22 protein-coding genes and 1 pseudogene are annotated in these 25,313 nt (G+C 51.0%); 15 read left to right on the top strand and 8 right to left on the bottom strand.

Annotated elements, in window-relative coordinates; genetic code table 11:
* Positions 1-424: 424 nt before the first annotated feature.
* Complete coding sequence (locus tag ACHZBS_RS06795) at positions 425-1,642, top strand: ISL3 family transposase (RefSeq protein WP_319405756.1); 1,218 nt, start codon at positions 425-427, stop codon at positions 1,640-1,642.
* Between the two features lie 25 nt (positions 1,643-1,667).
* Positions 1,668-2,039 (top strand): annotated as a pseudogene (locus tag ACHZBS_RS06790) (transposase); the annotation flags it as partial.
* On the opposite strand, the gene ACHZBS_RS06785 reads toward ACHZBS_RS06790, so the two are convergent.
* A complete protein-coding gene (locus ACHZBS_RS06785; protein WP_394708034.1) occupies positions 2,016-2,993 on the bottom strand; it encodes a transposase in 978 nt (325 codons plus the stop codon). The pseudogene ACHZBS_RS06790 and the gene ACHZBS_RS06785 sit on opposite strands and share 24 nt — an antisense overlap.
* A 1,009-nt stretch (positions 2,994-4,002) precedes the next feature.
* Here ACHZBS_RS06785 and ACHZBS_RS06780 point away from each other — a divergent pair.
* The 8 genes from ACHZBS_RS06780 (at position 4,003) to ACHZBS_RS06745 (ending at position 13,903) form a co-directional block, all read left to right on the top strand.
* Positions 4,003-4,305, top strand: a complete 303-nt coding sequence (locus ACHZBS_RS06780; protein WP_319405754.1) for a hypothetical protein — start codon at positions 4,003-4,005, stop codon at positions 4,303-4,305.
* Between the two features lie 587 nt (positions 4,306-4,892).
* Positions 4,893-6,005, top strand: a complete 1,113-nt coding sequence (locus tag ACHZBS_RS06775) for an IS110 family transposase (protein ID WP_319405753.1) — start codon at positions 4,893-4,895, stop codon at positions 6,003-6,005.
* 510 nt (positions 6,006-6,515) lie between these two features.
* Positions 6,516-6,923 (top strand): zf-HC2 domain-containing protein, encoded by a 408-nt coding sequence (locus tag ACHZBS_RS06770; protein ID WP_319405752.1) that lies wholly within the window; start codon positions 6,516-6,518, stop codon positions 6,921-6,923.
* Positions 6,920-7,384: a periplasmic heavy metal sensor gene (locus tag ACHZBS_RS06765; RefSeq protein WP_319405751.1), complete on the top strand. Its 465-nt coding sequence runs from the start codon at positions 6,920-6,922 to the stop codon at positions 7,382-7,384. Before ACHZBS_RS06770 ends, ACHZBS_RS06765 begins: the two co-directional genes overlap by 4 nt.
* Complete coding sequence (locus ACHZBS_RS06760) at positions 7,381-7,932, top strand: sigma-70 family RNA polymerase sigma factor (protein WP_319405750.1); 552 nt, start codon at positions 7,381-7,383, stop codon at positions 7,930-7,932. Before ACHZBS_RS06765 ends, ACHZBS_RS06760 begins: the two co-directional genes overlap by 4 nt.
* A 121-nt stretch (positions 7,933-8,053) precedes the next feature.
* On the top strand, positions 8,054-9,499 hold the full coding sequence (locus ACHZBS_RS06755; protein ID WP_319405749.1) for an efflux transporter outer membrane subunit: 1,446 nt from the start codon (positions 8,054-8,056) through the stop codon (positions 9,497-9,499).
* A 25-nt stretch (positions 9,500-9,524) separates the two neighbouring features.
* Positions 9,525-10,736, top strand: a complete 1,212-nt coding sequence (locus tag ACHZBS_RS06750) for an efflux RND transporter periplasmic adaptor subunit (protein WP_319405748.1) — start codon at positions 9,525-9,527, stop codon at positions 10,734-10,736.
* A gap of 8 nt (positions 10,737-10,744) precedes the next feature.
* Positions 10,745-13,903 (top strand): efflux RND transporter permease subunit, encoded by a 3,159-nt coding sequence (locus ACHZBS_RS06745; RefSeq protein ID WP_319405747.1) that lies wholly within the window; start codon positions 10,745-10,747, stop codon positions 13,901-13,903.
* Between the two features lie 718 nt (positions 13,904-14,621).
* On the opposite strand, the gene ACHZBS_RS06740 is transcribed toward ACHZBS_RS06745, so the two are convergent.
* The 5 genes from ACHZBS_RS06740 to ACHZBS_RS06720 all read right to left on the bottom strand — a co-directional run bounded on the left by ACHZBS_RS06740 (position 14,622) and on the right by ACHZBS_RS06720 (position 18,897).
* On the bottom strand, positions 14,622-14,978 hold the full coding sequence (locus ACHZBS_RS06740; RefSeq protein ID WP_319405746.1) for a hypothetical protein: 357 nt from the start codon (positions 14,976-14,978) through the stop codon (positions 14,622-14,624).
* Positions 14,979-15,098: 120 nt separating this feature from the next.
* Positions 15,099-16,310 (bottom strand): ABC transporter permease, encoded by a 1,212-nt coding sequence (locus tag ACHZBS_RS06735; protein WP_319405745.1) that lies wholly within the window; start codon positions 16,308-16,310, stop codon positions 15,099-15,101.
* On the bottom strand, positions 16,310-16,543 hold the full coding sequence (locus ACHZBS_RS06730; protein ID WP_319405744.1) for a hypothetical protein: 234 nt from the start codon (positions 16,541-16,543) through the stop codon (positions 16,310-16,312). The genes ACHZBS_RS06735 and ACHZBS_RS06730 overlap by 1 nt, the downstream gene beginning before the upstream one ends.
* Before the next feature lie 265 nt (positions 16,544-16,808).
* Complete coding sequence (locus ACHZBS_RS06725) at positions 16,809-17,489, bottom strand: response regulator (protein WP_319405743.1); 681 nt, start codon at positions 17,487-17,489, stop codon at positions 16,809-16,811.
* 13 nt (positions 17,490-17,502) lie between these two features.
* A complete protein-coding gene (locus ACHZBS_RS06720; protein WP_319405742.1) occupies positions 17,503-18,897 on the bottom strand; it encodes an ATP-binding protein in 1,395 nt (464 codons plus the stop codon).
* Positions 18,898-19,127: 230 nt separating this feature from the next.
* Between ACHZBS_RS06720 and ACHZBS_RS06715 the strand changes: the two genes are divergently transcribed.
* The 5 genes from ACHZBS_RS06715 to ACHZBS_RS06695 all read left to right on the top strand — a co-directional run bounded on the left by ACHZBS_RS06715 (position 19,128) and on the right by ACHZBS_RS06695 (position 23,484).
* Positions 19,128-19,772 carry a DUF6515 family protein gene (locus tag ACHZBS_RS06715; RefSeq protein WP_319405741.1) on the top strand — a complete coding sequence of 215 codons (645 nt, stop codon included), beginning with the start codon at positions 19,128-19,130 and terminating at the stop codon, positions 19,770-19,772.
* A gap of 119 nt (positions 19,773-19,891) precedes the next feature.
* Entirely contained in the window at positions 19,892-20,512 is a 621-nt protein-coding gene (locus tag ACHZBS_RS06710) for a hypothetical protein (protein ID WP_319405740.1), read from the top strand.
* 236 nt (positions 20,513-20,748) lie between these two features.
* Positions 20,749-21,606 carry a hypothetical protein gene (locus ACHZBS_RS06705; protein ID WP_319405739.1) on the top strand — a complete coding sequence of 286 codons (858 nt, stop codon included), beginning with the start codon at positions 20,749-20,751 and terminating at the stop codon, positions 21,604-21,606.
* A gap of 378 nt (positions 21,607-21,984) precedes the next feature.
* A complete protein-coding gene (locus tag ACHZBS_RS06700) occupies positions 21,985-22,734 on the top strand; it encodes a response regulator transcription factor (RefSeq protein WP_319405738.1) in 750 nt (249 codons plus the stop codon).
* Positions 22,735-22,887: 153 nt separating this feature from the next.
* Positions 22,888-23,484, top strand: coding sequence for a hypothetical protein (locus ACHZBS_RS06695; RefSeq protein WP_319405737.1), 597 nt, complete (start codon positions 22,888-22,890; stop codon positions 23,482-23,484).
* Between the two features lie 492 nt (positions 23,485-23,976).
* Here ACHZBS_RS06695 and ACHZBS_RS06690 read toward each other — a convergent pair whose 3' ends face one another.
* Together ACHZBS_RS06690 and ACHZBS_RS06685 are read right to left on the bottom strand one after the other, a co-directional pair.
* Positions 23,977-24,465, bottom strand: coding sequence for an EF-hand domain-containing protein (locus ACHZBS_RS06690; RefSeq protein ID WP_319405736.1), 489 nt, complete (start codon positions 24,463-24,465; stop codon positions 23,977-23,979).
* Between the two features lie 545 nt (positions 24,466-25,010).
* Entirely contained in the window at positions 25,011-25,289 is a 279-nt protein-coding gene (locus ACHZBS_RS06685) for a hypothetical protein (protein ID WP_319405735.1), read from the bottom strand.
* Positions 25,290-25,313 lie beyond the last annotated feature (24 nt).

Genomic DNA, 25,313 nt, shown 5'->3' with positions numbered 1-25,313 from the left:
AAAGATTGCCGCCTCCCCGTTCCTTTCTGAAGGGCTTAATAACTCAACTTTCGGGATTGGAATAGAGAAGCAAATTTATGGTCTATCTATCTGATTTAATATAGAAAATACTTGAAGAGCCCAGTCCTTTGATTTATAGTGGATCTGCGAAAATTCACAATAAATACAAAGAGAAAGGGCTCAAGTGGACCATAACAAGATATCCTCCCAATCGCAAGCCGGCATTCGTGTTCACGGGCAAATTGACACTTTTTTCAATCGATTCCGGATCGGCACTTTGCTTCATCAATGTGGCATCCGAAAAAGGCATGGCCACAGCGTTCGTTCTTTTACACAAGCGATCTTCAGCCTGTCAGGTTCCTCGCTGTTTCGTATGGGTAGATAGTTGATTGACTTACCGCACTAGTGATAATCGCTAAGCACTATGAAAGATACAGAACTCCTTCAAATGGCTCTTGGTCTGAAACCGCCCTGGCAGGTTTCGACAGCGGATTTCAACCCCGATGAAAAGCGTCTGGATATCCGCCTTGATTTTCCCAAAGGGAGCACCTTCACTTGCCCGAAATGTGGGCTATCGGGAGTCAAGGCCCACGATACCGTCGAGAAAACATGGCGGCATCTGAACTTCTTCCAGCACGAAGCGTATCTGACCGCCAGGGTTGCCAGAATCGACTGCAAAAAATGCGGCATCCGTCTGGTTGATGTGCCCTGGGCCAGACCCGGCAGCGGCTTCACGCTGTTGTTTGAAGCGATGATTATGATACTGGCCAAGGCTATGCCGGTGAAAACCGTCGCCGAGTTTGTCCGTGAGCACGATACCCGGTTATGGCGTATCTTGCATCACTATGTGGGCGAAGCGCGTAAGGCCGCCGACCACAGTCAGGTCAAGCATGTCGGCATGGACGAAACCTCAAGACGCCGCGGCCACAACTATGTCAGCCTGTTTGTCGATCTTGACGAAACCCGGGTTCTGTTCGCCACCGGCGGCAAGGATGCATCAACCGTTGATCGATTCAAAAGAGATCTCACCGACCATGGCGGCAATCCCGGCGCTATCGAGGAGATGTGCTGCGACATGTCTCCGGCGTTCATCAGCGGTGTCGAAAAACATTTTCCCGAAGCCCATATCACCTTCGATAAGTTCCATGTGCTGAAAGTCCTCAACGAAGCGGTGGACCAGGTTCGCCGGGAAGAATCCAAAGGCCGGCCGGTGCTAAAGGGCAGCCGCTATCTTTGGCTGAAGAACCCATCCAACCTCAAGGCGTCCCAGGCCGAACAGCTTGAACAATTGACGATCAAAAAGCTCAACCTCAAAACCAGCCGGGCGTACCACATCAAACTCAACTTTCAGGAATTCTACAATCAGACCGCCCGGACCGCCGAAACCTTTTTGAAGAAATGGTATTTCTGGGCAACCCACAGCCGCCTGGAGCCCATGAAAAAAGCCGCATACACCATCAAGAACCACTGGGACGGCGTCCTGCGTTGGTTTACCTCCAGGATCAATAACGGAATCCTAGAAGGGATAAACAGTCTGATTCAAGCTGCCAAAGCCAGAGCCCGAGGGTATCGAACTGAGCGAACACTTATCACCATGATTTATCTTATTGCAGGCAAACTGAAGTTCGATTTACCCACATGAAACAGCGAGGAACCGCCTGTCATTTATGGGCCAAAACTTTTATCGCGGCATTGTCCTCAACCAGGATTTGCCTTTCGGCAAAGATGCAGCCTACGAACTTCTCAAAGGGGTTCGGCATAATTGGCGTAAACTGATCTTGTCCTTGGCCCGAAAAATATTTCTGATCTTCAATCGCCTGACCGATGATGATCGCGAGTCGGTTCTCATCATCGATGACAGCACCTACGACCGATCACGATCCAAGACGGTAGAGTTGCTGTCGCGGGTTTATGACCATTCGACAGGCAAATACATCAAGGGATTCCGAATGCTGACATTATGCTGGTCTGATGGAGCCAGCTGTCTACCCGTCGATTTCGCGCTGCTGTCTTCTTCAGATGCCCAAAAACGCCTTGGTCATAATTTCAAGGCGATGGATAGACGCTGCTGTGCCAACCAGCGTCGCAGGGAAGCCACCGTCAAGGCTCCTGAAGTATCGATCCGGTATGTAAGTATCCAGATCTTCATCAATGCATTTTTTTAAGTTTTCCTGGGTGTGATAATTGGTGTCAGCCGCAAATGTCTTGCCCCTTAAACAGTTTTTGGATTTACCAATCTTGATTAGATTTTTCTTTGCGCCATCAACCATTGGGGATAGATGGCCGTGGTCCTGGCCGTGGCCGAATGCTTCGGCATGTACCACCACCTGATGCTTACCATCGACTAAGGCTTGGCCATTATAACCCTGGATCGCTCCGTGGGAAGTGTGCATTTTGGCTGATTCATTGTCAGTTAAATTGCTTTGCCGCTCTTTACCCTGGGCGCCTTTTTTAGGCTTGTTGTCTTTTAACCATTGATCGATCCGATCCGCCTCGTGCATCAACTTTTCGATTTGTTGTTGCTGAGACACTGACTCTGAACAGCCACTATTTTTACTATGATCCGATTGTATCTGCTCTTGCATCAACCGTTGGACAGTTTGCTCGATTTTTTCTTTTTTTCTTCTTATCTCATTAAACTTACCGCTTTTGTCTTTGGAAGCATTCGCCGGAAGCTTGCATCCGTCCAATGCAAAAAATGTCCCTCCCAAAAGCCCTTGTTGATCGCAGACCAGTAGAACATCCCTAAATAATGGAAGGATCTGATCCTTCATCGATGATACGAATTTGGCAATGGTGCTATGATCCGGGCATTGACCACATGCCAATGCCATGAAGATAATATTTTCATTACAGGCGCGCTCTATTTGGCGTGAGGATAGTATTCCCCTGGAGTAGGCTAACAAGACGATCTTCAGCAATACCTTGGGATCATATGCCTTGCGGCCGGTCTCATCGTTGTTGTACTGGCCGTCAAAGATGGATAGATCCATGCGCTTTTCCACAAGGGTATGGATGGCAAACTCAAGCGTGCCCGGCATTAATTGATCTTTTAGATAAACGGGTACGAATATCGATTGTGAATAATCGCATTGCTTGTACTGGGCCATAGGCCACCTAATTGCTACGGGTTGTTGTATCGATAGTTTAGATACAATATACCACATAACTAACTATATTTAAACAGAATAAATTCTTTTAAGGTGGTTAAATATCAAGAAAAATGGACTATGGATGACCGTGGATGGGCTATTACTTTTTCGACAGCCTCAGCAGCTATCCCACGTTTCACGATTTGTGATTGTCATACTTGCTGTCGACCAATAATTCGCGTAGCTCGAGGCCAAATGGTTTGAATCCGACAGACCCGTAAAGGCGCTGAACTCGGGTGTTACTGATTCAAGCAAGGCCACCCTTATCAGCGATCTCTCTCCATTCGTAACCAATAAGATATGGTTGGGAAAATTAAATCATTTAGGAACATTAAAGAAAGGAGCAGACCCATATTTGATGCAGGAGATTCGAAGAATTGAGAGGGGTCAGACCGACGCTGCAATCAAGGCGATATATCAGAGATATAACAGTAACCCTATAATTGAATGGAAGGATAGCATCCTGAAAGTGGTCGGTATATAGATCGTTAGCTGAGACTATAGTGGTCATGGAGGAATCTCAAAATCGGGATTTCCCCATTTATATTTGAAAGCCGAGCTGAGTTCCAAACTGAGACTAACACACCAGAATTTGAAGAACAAATAAACGATATGGCCATTTGATGTGCCTTTCATTCAATTTAACAAGGAGGAACTCATAAATGAGGACACGACAATTTTCAAAATCATTAAGTGTGGCGCTGCCATCGGAGCATTTCGATCAGATTAAACTGATAACGGACAACCTGCAGATTTCAATGGCGCAGTAGGTTCGGGAAGCGGTCGCAATGGCCCTTAAAAAAATGCAGGAGAACCGCTTCAATGAAGGCACTGACCGATAAGGCAATCCTTGTTCAGGACCTTTCCCTTTGTCCCGAGAAAGCGAGTAAAATTCGATCCTGACGAGACCGTTGAATTTTCCGAGTTCGGCTCCGGCAAAGGAGTCGACGGCAGGATTCTCGAACGAATCTATAAGTTCGGATTTAAAAATCCTTTGGGCCTGGCCATGATCCACAATACGATCTGCGGTGGATTTTGGTCGATCAAGAAGGGAAAGGGAACAGAGATTGGCTCGGAAATGATATCTGAATCGATTCAAAAGCTGTTTATCGCGGATTTCAGTGCCATGATGTATTTGGAACCCCGACGATAAAACGGGTGCCCAGGACGTTTATTTGCCGCAAAAAGTCGTCTTAAAGGTCGATAAAAATAGAGATGGAAAAACTGGAAAAACGCATATTTACATAAACTATCCGCAATCCCGGTTCCTGACTCAGCGGGAATACAATGAAGAATATCAAAAGCTGTTGGAGATATAGAAGAGCATGGTCGGCATTTCAGTGGTGCCGGAAGGACTGGCCAACTGAAAAAGGCAGCGGGATGGTCTTTAACAGGCGCTACCCAAGGAATCCATAAGTTGCAACGCGGTGTTCAACTGAGCAGGATCCGCGGTTTTGGTTTTTAACCTCGATCCAGTGATAGAACGGAAAAATCAATTTGGAAATCGGTTCAAGCCGCCGGCACCATCGATGGGCCAACCGGATCAATCCCGGGACCGTGGGCCATGTGTCTGGATTCTGGTGTTTGATGATAGATGGAAGTACAACTTTTTGTTGGTCAGGCTGGTGTTGGGGGACATAGACATAATGTTTGAAAGGCCTGCCGCCCTTGCGACGTGGGTTAAGCTATGTGAACCATTAAGGTCACAACGGCTCAGAGCCACAACCAAGGAGGCAGGCCATGAAGAAAAAAGTATTATACATTGGATTGGATGTCCACCAAAACACGATTGACGTTGCTTTGGCAAATGACCGATCAAACGGTAAAGTAAGGTCATACGGTAAAATCGACAGCACCCTCGATGCCTTGAACAAATTGATTGAGAAGTTACAATCCAAAACAATTGAACTTCGATTTGTTTACGAGGCCGGTCCCTGCGGTTATCAAATCTATCGGCATCTTCATCCTAAAAATATCGACTGCGCGGTGGTCGGACCATCTATGATCCCTAAACGGAGTGGCGACCGAATCAAGACCGACCGTCGTGATGCCATCAACCTGGCCAGGTTGTTTCGAGCAGGTGAGTTGACCAGCATCCATGTCCCAACCGCTGAAGATGAAGCTATCCGAGACCTGGTCCGGTGCAGAGATGACATGAGGCGTTTTGAACACAAAGCACGGCAACGCCTGTTATCTTTTTTGCTGCGTTACGGCCACCATTATCGAGGGAATCGTCATTGGACCAAGGTATACTATAATTGGCTGGCGACCGTCAGGTTCACACATCCAGCAGATCAAATTGCATTTCAGGAATATGTCGATATGGTCAATGAATGTGGCCAGCGACTCAAGCGGATCACTGAGCAAATCCATGCGTTTGTTGAACAGTGGAGCCGAGCTCCGTTGGTTAAGGCATACCAGGCGTTAAGGGGTGTCTCATTTGTCGTGGCAGTTACGGTTGTGGCTGAGATTGGGGATATGAGTTGCTTCCAAAATCCAAAGCAGTTGATGGCATACCTGGGACTCATCCCCTCCGAGCACTCCAGTGGCAAGTCCATTCGCCGAGGCGCTATTACCAAAACGGGAAACGGTCATGTTCGGCGGGTGTTGGTACAGGCCGCGTGGACATACCGAATGCCCGCACGCGTATCAACCGTTCTTTTGAATCGCCAGCAGGGTCTTCCCAGAAGCATCCGGGACATATCCTGGAAAGCCCAGACACGGTTATGCGCCCGCTACCGTCGGTTGCTTACCAGGGGGAAATCCAAACAAACAGTAGTGACCGCTATTGCTCGTGAGTTGGGTGGTTTCATTTGGGCAATCGACAAAGAGATGCAGGAGACAATTGCATAAAGACAAGTGTTCCCAGGCTCACTGAAGGAGCGTGGTAACGGAATGGAGAACCCTCGTTACTGCTAAGGGAATACATAAACTCCCGCCCATAGAGAGAGGCAGCTCCGCGACGAACCTAAGTCATGCGGTACCCAACCCGCGTATATCAGCATGATCATCCGTCGCTAAAAAATCGCGCTCCTTCAGTGAGCCCGGGAGCTGAATGATGACCTATGTCGCATAGGGCTGGATTGGTATTTTCTGATTGACACTTTCAAACATATCAGCAGTAAATTCCGATTTTATAAATCGTGATGTATGAATTGGCTTTCGCCTCATTCTTTTTTTGATATTCACAACCAACCTTATTTGATCTTCCCCAGTCTTTGGCCTCCTTGAACCTGCCCATTGCTGGAACAGTCCCATGGAAAAAAATAATAGCGCAGGAAATTACACTTTCACACGTTCATGGTACTATAGAGACACAAAATGTGGCACGGTGCAGTAGGCACCGTCGATCAGGAGGATCTGATGAAATGTAAAATGGTCAGAAATCGACTCGATGCTCTGCTGGATGGTGAACTGCCGGTCGCCGAAGTGGAACGGATGAAAGCACATTTGGGAGAATGCCAGGGATGCCGGCAGGAACTGGCGGCACGGCAGCAGATCGCCGATGCCTTGAGCCGTTTGCCACCCATTTTAGCACCAAATCATTTTGCCCGCCGGGCGCGCCGGGCATTTCGCTCCAATTTAAAGCGGCCGGGCATGGCCGAATGGTGGCAGGGACTCAGCATGGCCATGCGCAGCGCCGTTTGCGGAGCGGCTCTGGCCGGGCTTTTGTGCGGTGCGGTGCTGGGTATCAATGTCACTGCCAGCCAGGTCCCCGGCACGGGCAATCTCTACCAGAATTTTTATGCCAGCAAAGGAATCTACCCGTGACCCTTTTTCAAAAACGCCTGCTAATCCTGTTTTCGGTGGCCCTGAACATCGGGTTTGTGATCATGGCGATTGCGATGATCATCAATTACCCGACATCGCACCGGGAGCGCCCCTGGCGCGAACTCGTCGAGATAGTGCAACGCCTTGATCTCCCGGAGTCAAAGGAAAAAACCGTTCTCGAGACAATGACCCGCTTCAGGGAAACCATGGATAACTACGATCGCGACCTTAAGACGGCCCGTGACGATATTATCCGCCTGTTGGCCGGCAGCGGCCCTGCGGATCTGGCTGAACTCCATCGGCTGTTCGAAGCGGCTCAGGCCAAGGAAAGTCAAAAATCGAACATATTCGAAACTCATGTGGTCGATTTGCGCCAGCAGCTGGGCGACGAGAAGGGATCCAAATTTTTCTCCCTTCTGCTCGCCAACTTCGAAAACCACAGCGATAAACACGATCGATGATTTTTCGTCGTCATTCCCGCCACAGCGATGCCGAACTGGTTGCCCGCACTGCCGATGGCGACGAGGCTGCCTTCGGCGAATTACTCGTGCGCCACCAGGATGCGGTGTACGGATTTTCCTTCCGGATGCTGGGTGACGCCCGCGAGGAGGCCGAGGACATTGCCCAGGAAACGTTCCTGCGCCTCTACCAGACTGCCGGCCGCTACCAGGCCAACGCTTCCCTTAGAACCTATTTGCTGCGGATTGCCAAAAACCTTTGCATCGATCATTACCGTAAAAAGCGTCCCGAACTGCTCGATGACATCCCCGACGCGCCGTCCGATGAGACGCCGCTGGATCTTCTGGAGGGAGCCATCACCATTGACCGCCTGGAAAAGGCCATCGCCGATCTGCCGGTCAACCAGCGCACCGCCATCTTGCTGCGCCACAGCGAACAACTCGCCTACAACCACATCGCCGAGGTCATGGATCTGTCTGTCGGCGCTGTGGAGTCCCTTCTCGTTCGTGCCCGCCGTACGTTGCGTAAACTGCTTGAAGAAACCGACTGATTTTCAGGCATACATCCCATTTATTACGACACCGTTAAAAATAGTTGCGCAGGTTTTCGGTACCCCAGCCGTTTAACTTGATAGCCCAGGCAAAAGAGGGCAAAATCGAAAGGCGTTAACTATGATCAGAACCGTCTATATTCTCATCAGCCTGGTTACAATCGCCGGCTGCAGCATGTTTCAGCCCCAGATGCGGCCGGATGCACCCATCGACCTACCGGAGCACTTTTCGCTCTACACCAGCGACGCATCGGGACCGGACCGCTGGTGGAAATCCTTTGGCAGCGATGAACTCAACCAGCTGGTTATCGAGGCGCTCGCCGGCAACTTCGATGTCCGAACGGCCTGGGCGCGCCTTAAACAGGCCGATACGGCCGCCCGTCAGGCCGGTGCCGACCTGATGCCTACCATCGATTACAGCGCTGGTGCCGATAAGAGCTGGCGGCAGACCCGAACCGACGATAGCGGTACGGACCATACCCAAAGCAAAACCTTTGTAGCCGGACTGGTTGCGGCCTACGAACTCGATTTGTGGGGGCGTCTGGACGCCCAGCGTCAGTCCGAGGAACTGACACGCGATGCCAGCGCCGAAGACCTGCAGGCAGCCGCCATTACCGTGGCCGCCGAAGTGACCACGACATGGGTCGACATCCTGTCAGCACGACGGCAGATCGCGGTCCTGGAGGATCAGATCGCGATGAACGAGCGCATGCTGAAACTCCAGGAACTGCGCTTCGTCAATGGCCAAGCCGATGCTCTGGACGTTTCCCAGCAGCGTTCAGCCCTGGCTGCGGCCCGGGCCAACCTGCCAGGACTGCAATTGACCGAGCAGCAGCAGCTAAATGCCCTGGCCGTCTTGCTGGGCCATGCCGGCACAGGCAGCCTCACTATCGCCCAGAATACACTGCCGGACCTGATTCCACTTCCGGATGCCGGGTTACCGGCCGATCTTCTGGCCGACCGACCGGATGTCCGTGCTGCCGGTCTGCGCCTACGCTCGGCCGACTGGCAGGTCAGCGCTGCGCAGGCCGATCGGCTGCCCGCCATCACCCTGTCAGCCGAGGCCGCTTTTTCCAGCGAGGCCCTCAATCTGTTGTTCAGCAACTGGGTCACCACCCTGGCAGCCAGTTTGACCGGACCGATTTTCGACGGCGGCTATCGTTCAGCCGAGGTGGACCGTACCCGGGGTGTGGCCGAGGAGTATCTGACCGCTTACGCCCAGACCGTTGCCGAAGCGATCAAGGAGGTCGAGGATAGCCTGGTCACGGAAACGCGCCAGCGCGAGTATATCGATTTGTTGGAGGAGCAACTCAAGGCGTCGCGCCTGACCCTGAAAGATGCGCACCTGCAGTACATGAATGGCCAGGACAACTACCTTTCCTACCTGACGGCCTGGACCAGTGTTCAAACCCTCGAGCGGCAGTTGGTGGACGAGCAGGCCACCCTGATCAAGAACCGGATCACCCTGTACCGGACGCTGGGCGGCGAATGGACCGGTGAATGGGCGGCCGGCGCCAACGGTATCAGCAAACAAAAGGATGCTGTTGATGCACTCGCGAACGGATAAAAAAGAGACGATGGAGTCAAACGATATGTCAGAAAACAAAACCAACACCTCATTTTGGACGAAAGTGGGCAGGACCTTCGTGCCGCTTGTGCTGATTGTTGCCGGCGGGGTCGCCTGGTCTTATTTCAAGGCCACTGCACCGGTCATGCAGCGTTCAAAACCGGAGCGTAAGGTTGCCGTGGTAGAGGTCCGTACGGCCAGCCTCGGCGATGCACGTACGGTTGTTGCGGCCATGGGTACCGTTGTCGCTGCCCGTGAAGTGACCCTCAAAGCCCAAGTCTCAGGTGTCGTCCAATCGGCGGCCAAGGCTTACATCCCCGGCGGGCGGATCGCCAAAGGTGCAGAACTGCTCTCCCTGGATCCGGCCGATTACCAGGTGGCCGTGAAAAAAGCCCAGAGTGCACTGGCCACTGCGCAGGCAGCCCTGGCCATCGAACAGGGGAGCCAAAACATCGCCCGGGAGGAGCTGCGCCTGCTGGTAGAAATATCCGGTGAAAGCGTCGCACAGACAGACCTCGCGATGCGTAAACCCCAACTGCAGCAAGCCCAGGCCGATGTCACCAGCGCCGAGGCCGACCTGCGCAAGGCCATGCTGGATCTGAACCGCACGGTGGTGAAAGCACCATTCAACGCCATGATCGTCGAACGTAATGTCAATGTGGGGACTTATGTGGGTTCCCAGGAGAGCCTGGCCACCCTGGTGGGCACGGACGAGTTCTGGGTCGAGGCAATGGTCTCCCTGGGCCAGTTGCCTCTGGTCGACCTCGACTATCTGGGCGGCTGCCCGGTTACCATCCGATCTCAGGCGGGGGAAGGCCAATGGACTGGACATGTGGTTCAGGTGGCCGGTAAACTCAATGACACCAGCCGCATGGCGACCGTGATCATATCGGTCAAGAATCCGCTGGGCACAGCGGGTCATCCAACGTCCACACGCTTGATGATCGACGACTACGTATACGCAGACATCACCGGCCGTGAACTGACCGGTGTGATCGAACTGCCACGCGCGGCCCTGCAGGATGACGACACCGTCTGGATCAACCAGGACAATACTCTGGATATCCGCAACGTCACCCTTGCCTGGAAAAGCGATGACGCCGTCTACCTGACCAGCGGCGTGGCGGCCAGCGAGCAGGTAATCATGTCCAGTCTAACCACGCCGGTCCAGGGGATGCCCCTGAAAACGACCGAGGATGCCGTCGCCGGATCCCCAACGGACACTGAAGGAAAGTGAGTTGACTCATGCAGACCCATATCCCTGAAAATTCGGATCGCGGACCACTGGCCTGGATGGTGGGCAACTCGGTGATCGCCAACCTGCTGATGTTCGTTTTCCTAGTGGGCGGCCTGATCGTCGGCTGGAACATCAAACAGGAAGTCTTTCCCGATTTCACCATGGATACCGTGAACATCACGGTGGCCTATCCCGGCGCCAGTCCTGAGGAAGTGGAAAACGGCATCATCCTGGCCATCGAGGAGGCCATAGGTGACCTGGAGGGCGTGGACGAGATCACCTCCACGGCCAGCGAGGGCGGTGCCAGCATCAGTGTGGACGTGATGGAAGGGGCTGATGTGATGCGCCTGTGGCAGGAGATCAAGAGCGAGGTGGACCGCATCGACACCTTTCCCGACGAGGCCGAAGATCCCCAGGCAGCCATCGCCGCCCACAAGCGAGAGGTGCTGACCCTGGCCCTTTCCGGCAGTGTTGGCGAACGAACCTTAAGGTCGACGGCCGACCGCGTACGCGATGTGTTGCTGGAAAATGATCACATTACCCAGGTCGAACTCACCGGTATAAAGGACCACGAGATCCAGGTGGAAATTCCCCAGGCGACCTTGCGACGCTACGGCCTGACCTTGGGTGACGCGTCGGATGCCATTGCCGCTGCATCCGTGGAGCTTGGCGGCGGCAGCCTGAAAACCGGTGGCGGTGACATCCTGGTGCGCGTCAAGGACCGCCGGGATTATGCCAGCGAATATGCCCGCCTGCCCCTGCTCACACAAGCTGAAGGGTCCCGGATCCTGCTCGGCGATGTGGCTACGGTGCGCGAGGGCTTCGAGGATTCCAATACATGGGCGCGATTCGACGGCCAGCCGGCGGTGATGATCGATGTCTACAGGGTCGGCGATCAGACACCCACCGAAGTCGCCGACGCCGCCAAGGGCGTTCTCGAAAAGCTGAACCGCTCCCTGCCCGAGGGATTGTCACTGACCCTGCTTGAGGACCGGTCGGAGATTTTCGTCCAGCGGGCCGAACTGCTCACCAAGAACGCCTTGCAGGGGCTGGTACTGGTCTTCGTCTTCCTGGCCCTGTTTCTCGAAACACGCCTGGCCTTCTGGGTCAGCCTGGGCATCCCGATCTCATTTATTGGCTCGTTCATCTTCCTTTCGGCCGGCGATTTTTCCATCAACATGATCAGCATGTTTGCCTTTATCGTGACCCTGGGGATCGTGGTCGACGATGCGGTTGTGGTGGGTGAAAACATCTATCACTGGCGTCGCAAAGGTCTTTCGACCCTTCAGGCGTCCGTAGCCGGCACCCGTGAAGTGGCCATGCCGGTGGTTTTTTCAGTATTGACCAACATGGTTTCATTCATGCCGCTGATGTTTGTTCCCGGCTTCATGGGCAAAATCTTCAAGGTTATCCCCCTGGTGGTAGCGGCGGTGTTCGGGGTTTCCTTGATCGAGAGCCTGTTCATCCTACCAGCCCATCTGGGCCATCGGACGCGGACGGTGCCCGTCTGGCCGCTGAATTACCTGGAACGCTGGCAGGCCCGTTTCAGCCTGGCCTTCGAACGGTTCGTACGCGAACGCTATGGCGCGTTTCTGGCCTTTATGGTGCGGCAACGTTATGCCGTACTGGCCTTCGGTATCTTCCTCATGTTGGCCCTGGGAGGCTATGTCGCCTCGGGGCGGATGGGGCTGGAGATGTTTCCGCGAAGCGAGTCGGACTTTGCCTATGCCTCGGCGACGCTGGCTTACGGAAGCCCCGAAAGTCGATTGAAAAGCGTCGAAACGCACTTGGTGGAGACAGCCCAGCAGGTGATTGCGGAAAATGGCGGCAGCGAGCTGGCCAAAGGCGTGCTCAGCAATGTGTCATCGAACACCGTTTCGGTGCGAATTTTTCTCACGGCGGCGGATCGGCGGCCCATTTCCACCTCCCAGGTGGTCGATCGCTGGCGTCGACAGGCCGGCACCATAGCCGGTCTGGAAACCCTGCGTTTTGAATCTAACATGGGCGGCCCCGGGGCGGGTAAAAACCTAACCGTCATGCTCAGCCACACCGATACTGGAACGCTGGAATCGGCCAGCCGTGACCTGGCTGAACAATTGGCCCAGTTCGCCATCGTGCACGACATCGATGACGGTTCGGCCCGGGGCAAACGCCAGTTCGACATCCAGCTGCTACCCCTGGGTGAGCGGATGGGATTGACCTCCCAGTCAGTCGCCCAGCAGGTACGCTACGCGTTTCAGGGCGCCCAGGCTGTCCACCAGCAACGCGGCCGCAATGAGGTCACCGTGCGGGTGAGCCTGCCAGAACAGGAGCGGACATCCGAGGCAACCCTGGAGAACCTGATTCTGCGGGTGCCCGAAGGCGAGGTATTTTTGCGCGATGCCGTAAAGATGACCGCCGGACGGGCCTACACCACCATTGAGCGTACCAATGGCCGACGGGATATTTCGGTGACAGCCAACGTGGATCCACCTGCCCAGGCGGAAAACATTCTTGGCGAACTTAAAAGCGGCATCCTGCCCGATTTGATCGCGCGCTATCCGGGGCTGACTTACAGCTTCGAGGGGCACCAGGCTGACATGCGCGAGAGCCTCAGCGCGATGTTGACCGGTTCGCTGCTGGCCCTGTTCGGCATTTATGCCCTGCTGGCCGTACCGTTCAGAAGCTACGCCCAGCCGCTGATCATCATGGTAAGCATTCCCTTCGGTATCATCGGTGCCATTCTGGGGCATCTGATTATGGGCTATTCTCTCTCCCTGAACAGCCTGTTCGGCGTCGTGGCCCTTTCCGGGGTAGTGGTCAACGACTCCCTGGTCCTCATCGACATGGCCAACCGCAACTTGAAGAAGGATATGAAGCCCCTGGATGCCGTCTTGAATGCCGGCGTTCAGCGCTTCCGTCCGATCCTGCTCACCACGGTGACCACCTTTGGCGGGCTCATGCCCATGATTATGGAAACCTCGTTCCAGGCGCGCATGATGATCCCGATGGCCATATCCCTGGGGTTCGGTGTGCTCTTTGCCACCCTGATCACCCTGGTCCTGGTGCCTTCGCTTTACCTGATCGTCGACGATTTGGCACGGCTGATGGGGCGTCGGAAGGACAAAGTCGAGCATCATGGGCAGCATGCGCCGGTACCGCAACTGCTTACCAGAGGTGAAGGATAGCGGCATTCATTCAATTGATGTATCATGGAACGAAAGAAGAGGAACCGGTGGTTTATTACACGGTAGCCATCCAGAGCTGTTCGTCGTAGAGACTTTTTATCATTTAAACCCAACTTCAAAACACAGTTGCTATTAAAATAGATTTCTCTAACTCAAAGAAAGGGTAGCAAAAGCTATGTATAGCTCTTGCCACATCTGCAGTTTAAGTCCAGACTTGGGAACCTCAAAATAGTATGGTCGGCTCAAAGCAATTAAAAGTTGTGATTACATACCAACCTTCGCACATATCATCTTGATCACCTGGGTCTGATAATTTGTCGGCTATTATCTTTTTGGCTTTTTTCAATGAGATGACATATCGGCTGTTAGTTGCCACTCGGTATCGCAGATGGCACACCACAGTGCATGTGGGCCAAAGAAAGCACGCTTCAGACATCGACAAGGCTATCGCATCAACCCGAAATTCTGCGAACGGGCGGAGGAGGTCTTCGGTTGAGTCAAGACCATTGGATGCATATGCAGACTGCATCTCCAGGTCGTGAACGGGTTGATGCCGTAAACCATCGAAGCAAAAAGCAATACTGCCCTGAACAAAAATACGATGTCTTTCTCCATAAACGATTCCACCTCATTAAGAGTGGAGAAACAAATTAATCGCCACAGTTTTTCAACAGTTGCAGTAAAACAAAATAAACGATGGTAATCTCGTTCTCGGGATTTATCGCTCAAACAACCAATCAAGAGCACTCTTTTTATCGTTGAACACCCCAAAAGAGCACTCCACTTCCTGAAGTCCTTCTACAAAAAGTCGCACCATGCCAGCTTGCAGACTGGTATTCACGACAATACCGATGCGACCAATATTGCACCGCTTCATTTTTTTTAGTCCTTTTTCAATAATGAGACGAAGCTGTCGATATGATAATGTGCATTTTTCGGAAGACACATAGACGATAAGATCTTGGAAATCTCCTATCAGATCTCGAAATAACTCAATCGATCTATTGACTTCATAGTAGCTAAGCCCGTCATTGATATATAACTCGATGAAGCTGTCAACTGTATGCAAATTCATGTCTTATTGTCCTCCTTTCACATGGCTACACAAATTTATGGGACCGCTTTGTACTGGCCTGTTTGGGATTTGCCCAGAGACAAAGAAATTTTTACTTGCAATGGACAGGTAGGTTTGGGTTTAATCGTACCGCAACGCCTCTATGGGATTGGGCTGGGCGGCTTTCCTGGCCGGATAATACCCAAAGGCCACACCCACAAAACCCGAGAATAAAAAAGCCGTCAGCACGATTCCCGGTTTGAATACAAAGGGAACTCCGATCAGATATGCACCGGCTACGGAAGCGCCCAATCCCGCGGCAATTCCGATCATCCCGCCACAGGCAGCCAGGACCACCGCCTCAACCAGGAACTGCAGCATCACATCCCGTTCGAGCGCACCGATGGCCAGCCGGGTGCCGATTCCACGGGTTCGCTCGGTTACTGAAACCATCATGATATTCATAATGCCGATACCACCCACCAGCAGGTTGACTGCGGCCACAGCGCTCAGCAGCGTTGTGAGATCCGTGGTGGTACCGGTGACGGTGTCGATGATTTCCTTCATGTCGCGGACATGGAAATCGTCTTCCTGGCCAGCCTGAATCCCACGCCGTTCGTGCATCAACCGTTCGATGTCTGCTTTGGTGGTATCGGTGGAAACCCCCTCGGCCGCGGAAATGAGAATCGTGTCGACGTCGGTGTTGCCGGCCAAGCGGCGCTGCAGGGTGCGCAAAGGAATGATGACCAGATCGTCCTGATCGCTGCCGAAGTTGGAGAGACCCTTTTCCGCAAGGGTGCCGATTACCTGTAGCGCAATCGATTTCAAGCGAATGGATTTTCCTATTGGTGAGGCGCTGCCGAACAGCTCTGAACGAACCGTCTGCCCCAGCATGCAGACGGCTTTGCCGGCTTTCAACTCCGTGTCTGTGAAGTTCCGACCCTCGGCCAACCGATACCCCTGAACGATCAGATACGTATTGGTCGAACTGGTCATGGTCGTGGACCAGTTCGCACTGCCCTGAATCGCCTGGCGGGACGTTTGGGCAACCGGAGCCACCCCTGCGAGCCCGGCAATGCTGTTTTGAATGGACGTGACATCGGAGATATCAAACGCATCGGCACTTGTACGAGCTCCACCGGGTTCACGCGTGTCCTGGCCGGGACGAACATGCAGCATGTTACTGCCCAATTTGGAGATTTCGCTGGTGACTTTTGCGGTTGCCCCGCTTCCCAAGGTGACCATCAGGATCATCGCAGCGACACCGATGACGATTCCCAAGATGGTTAAAAACGATCGCAGCACATTGCGGCGGATGGCGCGTTGGGCCAATAAAAAGGTTTCCCAGAGCATCACTCCTCCCGTTCAGGTTGGCGATCGTCGATGATGCCGCCGTCCTTGAACTGGATCACCCGATCGGCAAAGGTCGCCATTTCGGATTCATGGGTCACCATCACAATGGTAATGCCTTCACGGCGATTGAAGTGTCGCAGCATAACCATGATTTCTTTGCTGCGCAGGGAATCCAGATTGCCGGCGGGCTCATCGGCTATCGGCATATCAGGTGGGGAGTAGTTAGGACCCACGGTTACACAGCCCGTAACCGCTACAATGATCGGCAGCGTTAGTCGCCATCACCGGCACCGAAAACCGTTCCCCAGAGCTTGGGGTTTAGATTGATCTCTTCCAGCGATTCGACATCCACTTTTCCCGTCTGGGGTTCACTGGTTGGAACGGGTATTGGAAAGTTTGCGTTCCAGTATCGTTTTGTATGTGGACAAGGGACGGCGGGCGACATCGTTATTGTGAATCACAAATTTTATGCGTCAGAAATTCGTAAAATATGGTTCATCATATGTTTATTCTATACCCAACTCCATAGATGGTCAGAATAATCTCTTTTCCCGGCAATTGATTGGCTATTTTTTTTCGCAGATTTTTGACATGGCTGTCGATAGTGCGGTCATATCCTTCAAATTGATATCCTTGAACTTTATCCAACAGTTCCATTCGTGAGAATACGCGTTCTGGAAAAGAAATCAAGACATTGAGCAGGCCATACTCACTGGGAGTCAGGCTGAGTTTTTCTCCGTCGATTGTCACCTGGCGAGTGTTCTCATCCAAGATGATTGGCCCGGCGATTAGGCGCCGTGGTGGGGTATTGGGCCGCGCACGTCGTAATACCGCTTTGACTCGAGCCACCACTTCACGTGGGCTGAAGGGCTTGCAGATATAGTCATCTGCTCCAATCTCCAAGCCTACCAGGCGATCTACTTCATCGACTTTGGCGGTAACCATGATGATAGGGATATCTGAAAGCTTTCGAACCTCCCTGCAAACAGCTATACCATCCGCACCGGGCAACATAAGGTCGAGCAGAATCAAAGCCGGTGCAATACTTTTTATCTTCTCGATGGCCTCATCGCCGCGGTTCAGGCAGGACACTTTGAACCCGGCTTTAGATAAATAATCTTTCAAAAGATTGGCGATCTTGATTTCATCCTCAACGACCAGTATACGTTCCTCCGCCATTAACGCTCCTTGCTCACTCGTCTTCCTTTTTGACCAATGGAAGCCTGATACCAATGGACAGGCCTCCCAACGGATTGTTTTCCGCCCATATCCGGCCATCGTGCATTTCAATGATATGCTTGCAGATTGACAACCCCAATCCGCTGCCGCCCGTATCACGACTGCGCGAAGAATCCACACGGTAAAGGCGGTCGAATAAAAGGGACAGTGCTTCGTCGGGCACACCAGGTCCGGAGTCCTGGAAATAAAGTGTTAAATACTGATTGTCAGCTTGACCTGTTATTTTCAGGATGCCCGGCGACGGCACATACTTGCATACATTTTCAAGGATATTGGTAAAAACCTGTTCCAGCCGGTCGGCATCCCCTTTAATGCGTCGCCATTCGATTTTGCTGAGCTTCAATTCGGGTTCAATTTGGCACTGGATAAAACGGGTACGATAGTTTTCCAGGATTTTAATCAGGACGTTGTAAGGGCGAACCCACTGCTTATTGAAAAAAAGTCTGTCCGAATCGGCCATAGAGAGCAGATGCAGATCTTCCACAAGCTTGCTTATCCGGAGTATCTCCGCATGCAAAGAGGCCAGGTTATGAGGCGTAGGGTCGCGTACGCAATCCTGGAGTGCTTCGATTTCACCGCGAAGTATGGCCAGTGGCGTCCGCAGTTCATGGGAGATGTCGGTAAGCCATTGGCTGCGCATCCTTTCATAATTTTCAAGCTTTTGGGCCATGACATTGAAATTTTCGGACAACTGACCCAGTTCGTCTCTGGTGGTGGATTCGATGCGAACGGTGAAATTTCGATTAGCCAACTCCCGGGTTCCTCGGGTAAGGTGCTGAATGGGCATTAGGAGATGCCGTGAGAACATGAAGGCAATGATCGCGGTCATGGCGATCACAAAACCGCTTAGAAAATAAAACTGCATGGTCTGGCGCTCAAGCAAGGCTGCCGGCGGTCCGGACTTGAATGGTTCATGTTTCTGTAACCCCAGCCATCCGACAATTTGGCCATCTACCTCAATGGCCACCAATTCTCGTTGGTCTATAGGTCCAGGTACGCCGACAACCGGTTGATGTTGGGCATCCGTCAGGAAAACCCGTGGCGGTCCACCGGCGGGAAGCCCTTCTATAGGTGGCGGGGGGAAATGTCCCCTTATATCCGATCCCTCGCGCAACAGGCGTTGCCAGGCTTGTGAATCGCCCGTGATACCCGCCCAGCTATTGTGGGCACGGTACTCTTCCTGCAAGGAAGGCACCAGCGCCTGCAATTTCTCCAGTTCCATCTGGTGGATAAAGTTTTTGAAATTAAGCGAAAAAAGATAACGCGACAAAAACATGGCGCCGACAACAATGGCCAGGATCAAAAAAAATGCTCCGAACAGCTTGAAAGACAACTTTGTTTTTATCATTCGAGGTCCATTTAATCCGTTGCATACCTTAACAGTTATTCAGCATTTTCGAACCTGGGTTCAATAAAAAACATTTTAGCTTTGATTTCAATTGACATCTCGGTTCTTCCGCAAAAACGCATATTTTCTTCACAATTTCTCCACAATTGCGCGCTAATATTACTTTATTCACTGGAAGTGGCCGGTAATCGCCTGATGATTACATCACTTTCATTAATATGGAGTTTGTCATGACGCTTATTCATCTGAACCGACATACACGTTTGCGCAACCTGACCATAGGGATATTGGCCCTCGGGTTGGCCATGGGAGTAACGGTATGGGCTGGCCCACCAATGCCTCGAAAAAATGCACCCTATCCCCAACCAGGCAGAATCTACCAACAAATTCCACCGAATCATCAGCCTGTACGTGTCGGATCCGGCCACTATCTTTTTCATGAAGGCGTTTACTACTGTCGGGATCCGAAAGGCTTTAGAGTAGTCAGGCCACCCAGAGGTGCCGTGGTCACTCGCCTGCCAATGGGATTTGAAACCATTATTGTTGCCGGTATCACCTACTTCCTGCTTGCCGGCGTTTACTATCAAAAAGCCCCTTCCGGGTACGTTGTTGTGGATACTCCGCAGGACCCGGTCCAATATCAGGAAGCGAACCAGAACGCAGGTGGATCAACCGTGGTCGTGGAGGTAGAGGTACTCAATGTACGTTCCGGACCCGGCATGAGCCATGCGGTTATTCATCAGGTGCATTATTGGGACACACTGGTAATAATGGAAACCTCGCCGGGTTGGTACTATGTTCGTCTGCCCGACAGTACTTTCGGCTGGGTGGCAATGAAGTTTACCCGCATAATGGACCCCGATGCCCAGGAATAAAAAATGGTTCGATCCAATCAACACAAGTTTTCAATACGATCTCCCTATTTTCTACACATTTCAATGGTAGACTATCTTCAGAAATTAAAGAAAGAACCATCAATCAAAGGGGTATGTCGATGAACGATAAACGTATCCGGTATTTGTTGAAAACGGCAGCCATTACCGCAGCGATTTGTTTCAATCCGATGGCTGTATGGGCTCAGGATAACGAAATAGGTGCAGATGAATCGCCTTTTATTCAACATTTTGATCAAGACGGTGATGGCCTGGTCGCCGTTGATGAATTCCCCGGTGACGACTTCCAGTTCAGTCGTCTGGACATCAATGGGGACGGATATCTCGATGCTGCGGAAGCCCCGCAAGATCCTCCTCATGGCGGGCCTGATCCGAAAGAGATGATATCCAATTTTGATGCCGACGGTGACGGACAACTCTCCGCATCGGAGTTTGCCGGACCGTTGGACCATTTTGATCATCTGGATGACGACGGTGACGGATTATTGAGCATCCAGGAACTGCTTGCCGGCAGGCCGAGACCTCCCGAAGGTAGCGGATTCTTCAACGATGACACTGATCAGGACGGGGCGGTGTCCCAAGCGGAGTTTAGTGGGCCGACAGAACTTTTTGACCGTTTAGATGCAGATCATAACGGGTATATCACCCGAGAAGAATCCATGCCAAAGCATCGAACGGGTCGATCGGATGGATATACTGAAACCGAATTTGAGCCGCAATAGCTTTCATGTATTCAAATTTGATTGGCAGCGGTTTCAAAACCTTTTTTCAAACCCAGATACGGTGATAAGGCGAGGGATTCAATACGCAAACAATTTGGCTCCTCCGTTTGAATCTCTCGTCTCATCATAACGCAATCTGATTGAAGGTTTGGAAACCATCAATGATGGGCAGTGCAGGATGATTTTTTTTCTCAACTTTATCGATATTTCCGGCGAGAAGGAAAAATATTAAGAGGATGCGCCTGAAACGAATCGCTTTGGGTATTGGCTTGCTGATGCTGTTTCTCTTCCAGGCAGGCTGTGCGGTGCACAAACTCACCGCTCATTGGTGCAACTATAACATTGCTGCCAACGGGTGTGACAATGAATGGCAGGAAATTCCCCAATATTATGATGAAGGCCGTCAGATAGCCGTCCGGATGGCCAATCATGCCGAGGCGCTGTTTCTTTGTATTTCAATAAGCGACAACGCTTTGAAAAAGCAGAATGGCCTCGGAAGATTAACCATCTGGTTGGATCCTCAGGGTGGTAAAGCGAAAACTTTCGGGATTCATCTGTCCAGCGGAGATCCCAAAGGACCGACTCTGGGGTCACGATCCGAGACAGGTGTTATGAGGCCAACAGATGATCGGGGCAGTTCGATGGGCAATCAACCGAAGCTGCCTTCTGTAGTGCCGCTAAAAAAGCTCGAAATCACCTATAAGGACACCACCGGCCCTTTAAAAATGACAATGGATGAGGTCCATCTTACCGGCATAGAGATTGGGGTAGGGCAATCCAAAGAAGGCCGGTTGATCTATGAATTCGACATCGGGTTCCAGGCAGCACCATGCCTTTCCGGTCTTGAACCGGGGATGGACATAGGCGTTGGCATCCAGATCAATACACCCGAAAAAGAAAGCCGGAAAAGGGCGCCTACCAACGGCCAGATGGGACGCGGCGGTCCCGGTGGCGGCATGAGCGGGCCTGGTCCAGGAGGAAGTGCAGGTGGCCGCGTCTTTAGCCATGCATCTGAAGGTCTCCATCTCGGTGAGGAAAACGACCCGTTTGAAGTTTGGCTGCAGGTTCAATTGGCCAACCGTGCATCAGGATAGCATAAAGCGCGTGTCGCAAAGATGTAAGGAGTGAGAAAAGACAGATCTGTTCGCCAATTTTGCAATTTATATCAGAACCATTATCGTCTTGATACCCACGAGATCGGCACCCGCTTGAACATTGGTGCGCTGGAGCGGGAAGTGTTGATGCAGTTTCTTGTGGAATCAATAGTGTAGGCCTTCTTTGGCGGAGTGATCGGCATTTCCATAGGCTTCGGCACTTCAGGGAGCGGCTCTAAGCTTTTCGGCGGTCCCTTAATTTTCAGGCCCAGTATTGTGGCAGCTGCGTTTATTTTTTCCGGGGCTGTGGGTGTTGCTTTTTTTGGATACGTACCGGCTAAAATGCGTCCCACCTGGATCCCATTCAGGCCTTAAAGCATGAATAGAAACGGTGGTAGTTTGAACTCCACGGATGTCTTTAAAAATCGCCCAGCCATCATTATCTGTGAAGCAGGTTGTGGCACCTCACACCCATTATCCGATTATTTGAAAGCCAAAGGTTTTATCGTTAATTGTATACCGGAAAGCAATCAGGCCATAGATGCAATTATCACTTGTGTTCCGGACATTGTTCTCTTGGATTTTCATTTGCCGGGAGCCGGTGGCTATGAGGTTTGCAGCACGATTAGGCCATATTTTAGTGGTCCTATCCTTCTCCAAGGGCAGGATGCCGCAGAAACTGCTCAACTGCTGGCTTTCGAGCGGGGTGCCGACGATTATATTGTAATGCCCGTATCGGAGGAACTGATGACGGCTAGGATCTGCGCCCATCTCAGACGCGGTCATAGATTGGTTGGTAAAGTGGGGGAGCGTCAGATCCGGGTGGGCGAATTGGTAGTAGATGAAGCCCGGAGAATGGTATCTTTGGCCGATCACAGTATTGAAATGACCAGCATGCAATTCGACCTGCTTTGCTACCTGGTTAAACGCTCGGGACGGGTGGTTTCCCGGGAAGAATTATACGAAGCTTTGTACAAGGAGAAATACAATGGCTTCGATCGTTCCGTGGATGTTTATGTTTCTCGAATCCGTCACCAACTGGGTGATGACGCTGAAAAGCCCAATTACCTAAAAACCGTTCGAGGCGTTGGGTATTTGTTAGTTGAACACGAAGGTAGTGCTCGCTAAGCGGTCTTTTTGTTAGTCACCAAAGATTGCCTGTGAAGTATGCATCGTAATTTGTTAATGGGTTTTCAATGTATGAACAGCCGGTAGCGTATATAGTGGAATCCCCATAGGTTTATGTGGCAAGCTGGTTTTCGTCTGCGATGGAGTCTATGCATGAAAAAGCAACGTTTTGCCGGTGAAGAATATTTGCGTTCCATGATAAACGCCTTCCTCTCACCAGTTTTAATTATCGACAAGGATCTTATTATCCATGATGCAAATATTGCATCCGAACGAATACTTGGAAGCGATTGGAGCTTAAAACAAAAGCGATTGTGCGGTTATGCGATTAATTGCATCTATACGCTAAATACCGCAGGCACCTGTGGAAAGGCTGATGCTTGTTTCAAATGCGCTATTCGGCAAACCTCAGAGGCTTTTATAAATGGAACACATGTGTTCAAGCAGATAGCTGACATGAGTCTTAAATACAACGGAAAAATCCACGAAATATGCTTTATTGTAAGCTGCGCACCCTTCCGATATCAAAACAATAACTATTTTATCCTTACCCTAGAGGATATTACTGAACTATCAGAACTTCACAGGATTGTGCCAATTTGCTCATTCTGCCACAAGGTAAGAGACGATTCCGATTGCTGGCAGCAGGTTGATGAATACTTTCATAAATATTCAACTGTGAAATTTAGTCATGGGATATGCTCCGATTGTGCAAAAAAAAACTATCCTGGCCTAATTCTCAATGAATAAATTATAACCATAAGATACATTCCAACATTGATAGCTTCAATGGTGGATCACTTTGAGTTTGCCATCATTTTAACAAATTTTCGATTCCTCAGCTGCTTTACCCCATTTTCTGACGATAGATTTTATAAGAGGCAAATTTTTTATCGTTTGCTGAACACTTTTTGTAGCATCAAATTTATTAAATCTGGATTATGATGCGGACGCTATAGGTGTTTGTTGGTGGGAAATGATACTTACTACATTTCCCACCAACAATTGTAAATTCAGGTCGAACGCTTTTAGGGGGGCTTGTGTAATATCCTGATCGAGGCAGTTATTGCGCTTCTGGCTAACAATAGAAAATCCTCTCCAACCATATTCTTACTTGTAGCCTGGACCGCAAGGGAACGGATAAAACATCGCTACTGCTGAAAACTCTTTTCGTTTGCTCAAAAGCAGAATGGATAAACCATTATCACCTGTAGATCGTCTCCCGGAGGGATCGGTGTCTGACTATACCTTGGTATCGACAGGAGTGTATGATTGATTTTCCCCTTTGAGCGTTTGTATCCACTGCTGGATGATGGACGATTCTTCTTCTTCATCCTCCGCTTCGGATAGGGATGATAGCAGTTGGGCAATGGCGGATTGCTCTTCCGTGCCGTCTGTACCATATATACCCGAACCCTCCTGCCCCGGCATGGAGCCACCAGGCTTTGGCCCATTCATGGGTGGCGGGCCCATCTGTTCCTTAAGGCTTTCCATGGCAGCATGAGTCTCATCCTGGCTGAGAACCCCGTCCCCATCTTCATCAAAGTCAACCATCAGGTTGTCCACATCGATTTCGGTACCAGTACGCTCCGCCATTTCCTGCACCACAGCACTCAATTCATCCTTGTCGATGTTGGCACTGCCGTCTTTGTCCATACGATTAAACATCTGTTGCGGGTCGGGACGTATTCCGGCCATCATACCACTCATCCCTGAAATACCTGACATCATGATTGTGCCTCCTTTTTTTGTTGGGTAAGATAAATTCGGGAATTTCCAGTATGGCCTTCCCGGGTTTCGTGATCGTGAACTGTTATTGTTATCGACCTGTTTAGAAGAGTCTTTATTGGTTTTGTGTTACAGAAAGGTAACAGTATGTAACAATGTTGAAGAGGAGAGATAATAGATAAATGAGGCGCCATGATCGAATACCTGTGAAAAGATATCCATATAAATTATAGCGAGGATAGTGAGTTTGATACTTAATAAGTATCCCGTGGAAATTGCGGAGGATGTTTTGGAAATATGGTAATCAGACAATGTTTAAAATCGCTTCCAGACAGCACCGATTTTTCATCATGAAAAAACTTTTCCGTTTTCCCGTTCAATAGCACCCAGCCTGTTTTTTTTCCTAAAATCCATTTAAACAACTGTACGTAGATATATGAATTACTGAATAGGTGGGATTTTCAACAACCATTTTACTTTCGAGGAGGAACGCCTATTGAAAAAACTTTTCATCACCACATTCAAGCTAACTGCACTGGCAATCATCATTATCGCATCCTTTCTCGCCCTGGTACCGGAGATTTATAATAGGGCGGGTCACAATAAAACAGCGTCCCGGGCTTGTCATAGCGTTTGATAAAATCATTCCAGGACAGATGCTCGATGCTGACACCCACCAGGTGCCAGCGGCGTTCTAAAACTGTTTTCTTCCTGGCGGTTTGAAATAGTCCAGGTCCTTCCCCGTCCATTTTCTTCCATAATGTAAATTTTAAACGATCTTCTTCTCTTTTTCTTCTATCATTTTCTTGCCGCACCCGATTATTCAAATCGATCTCAATTCCTGTATCATT

This window comes from uncultured Desulfosarcina sp. (assembly GCF_963664155.2).
Lineage (GTDB): Bacteria > Desulfobacterota > Desulfobacteria > Desulfobacterales > Desulfosarcinaceae > Desulfosarcina.
This window is presented reverse-complemented; position numbering and strand designations above follow the sequence as displayed.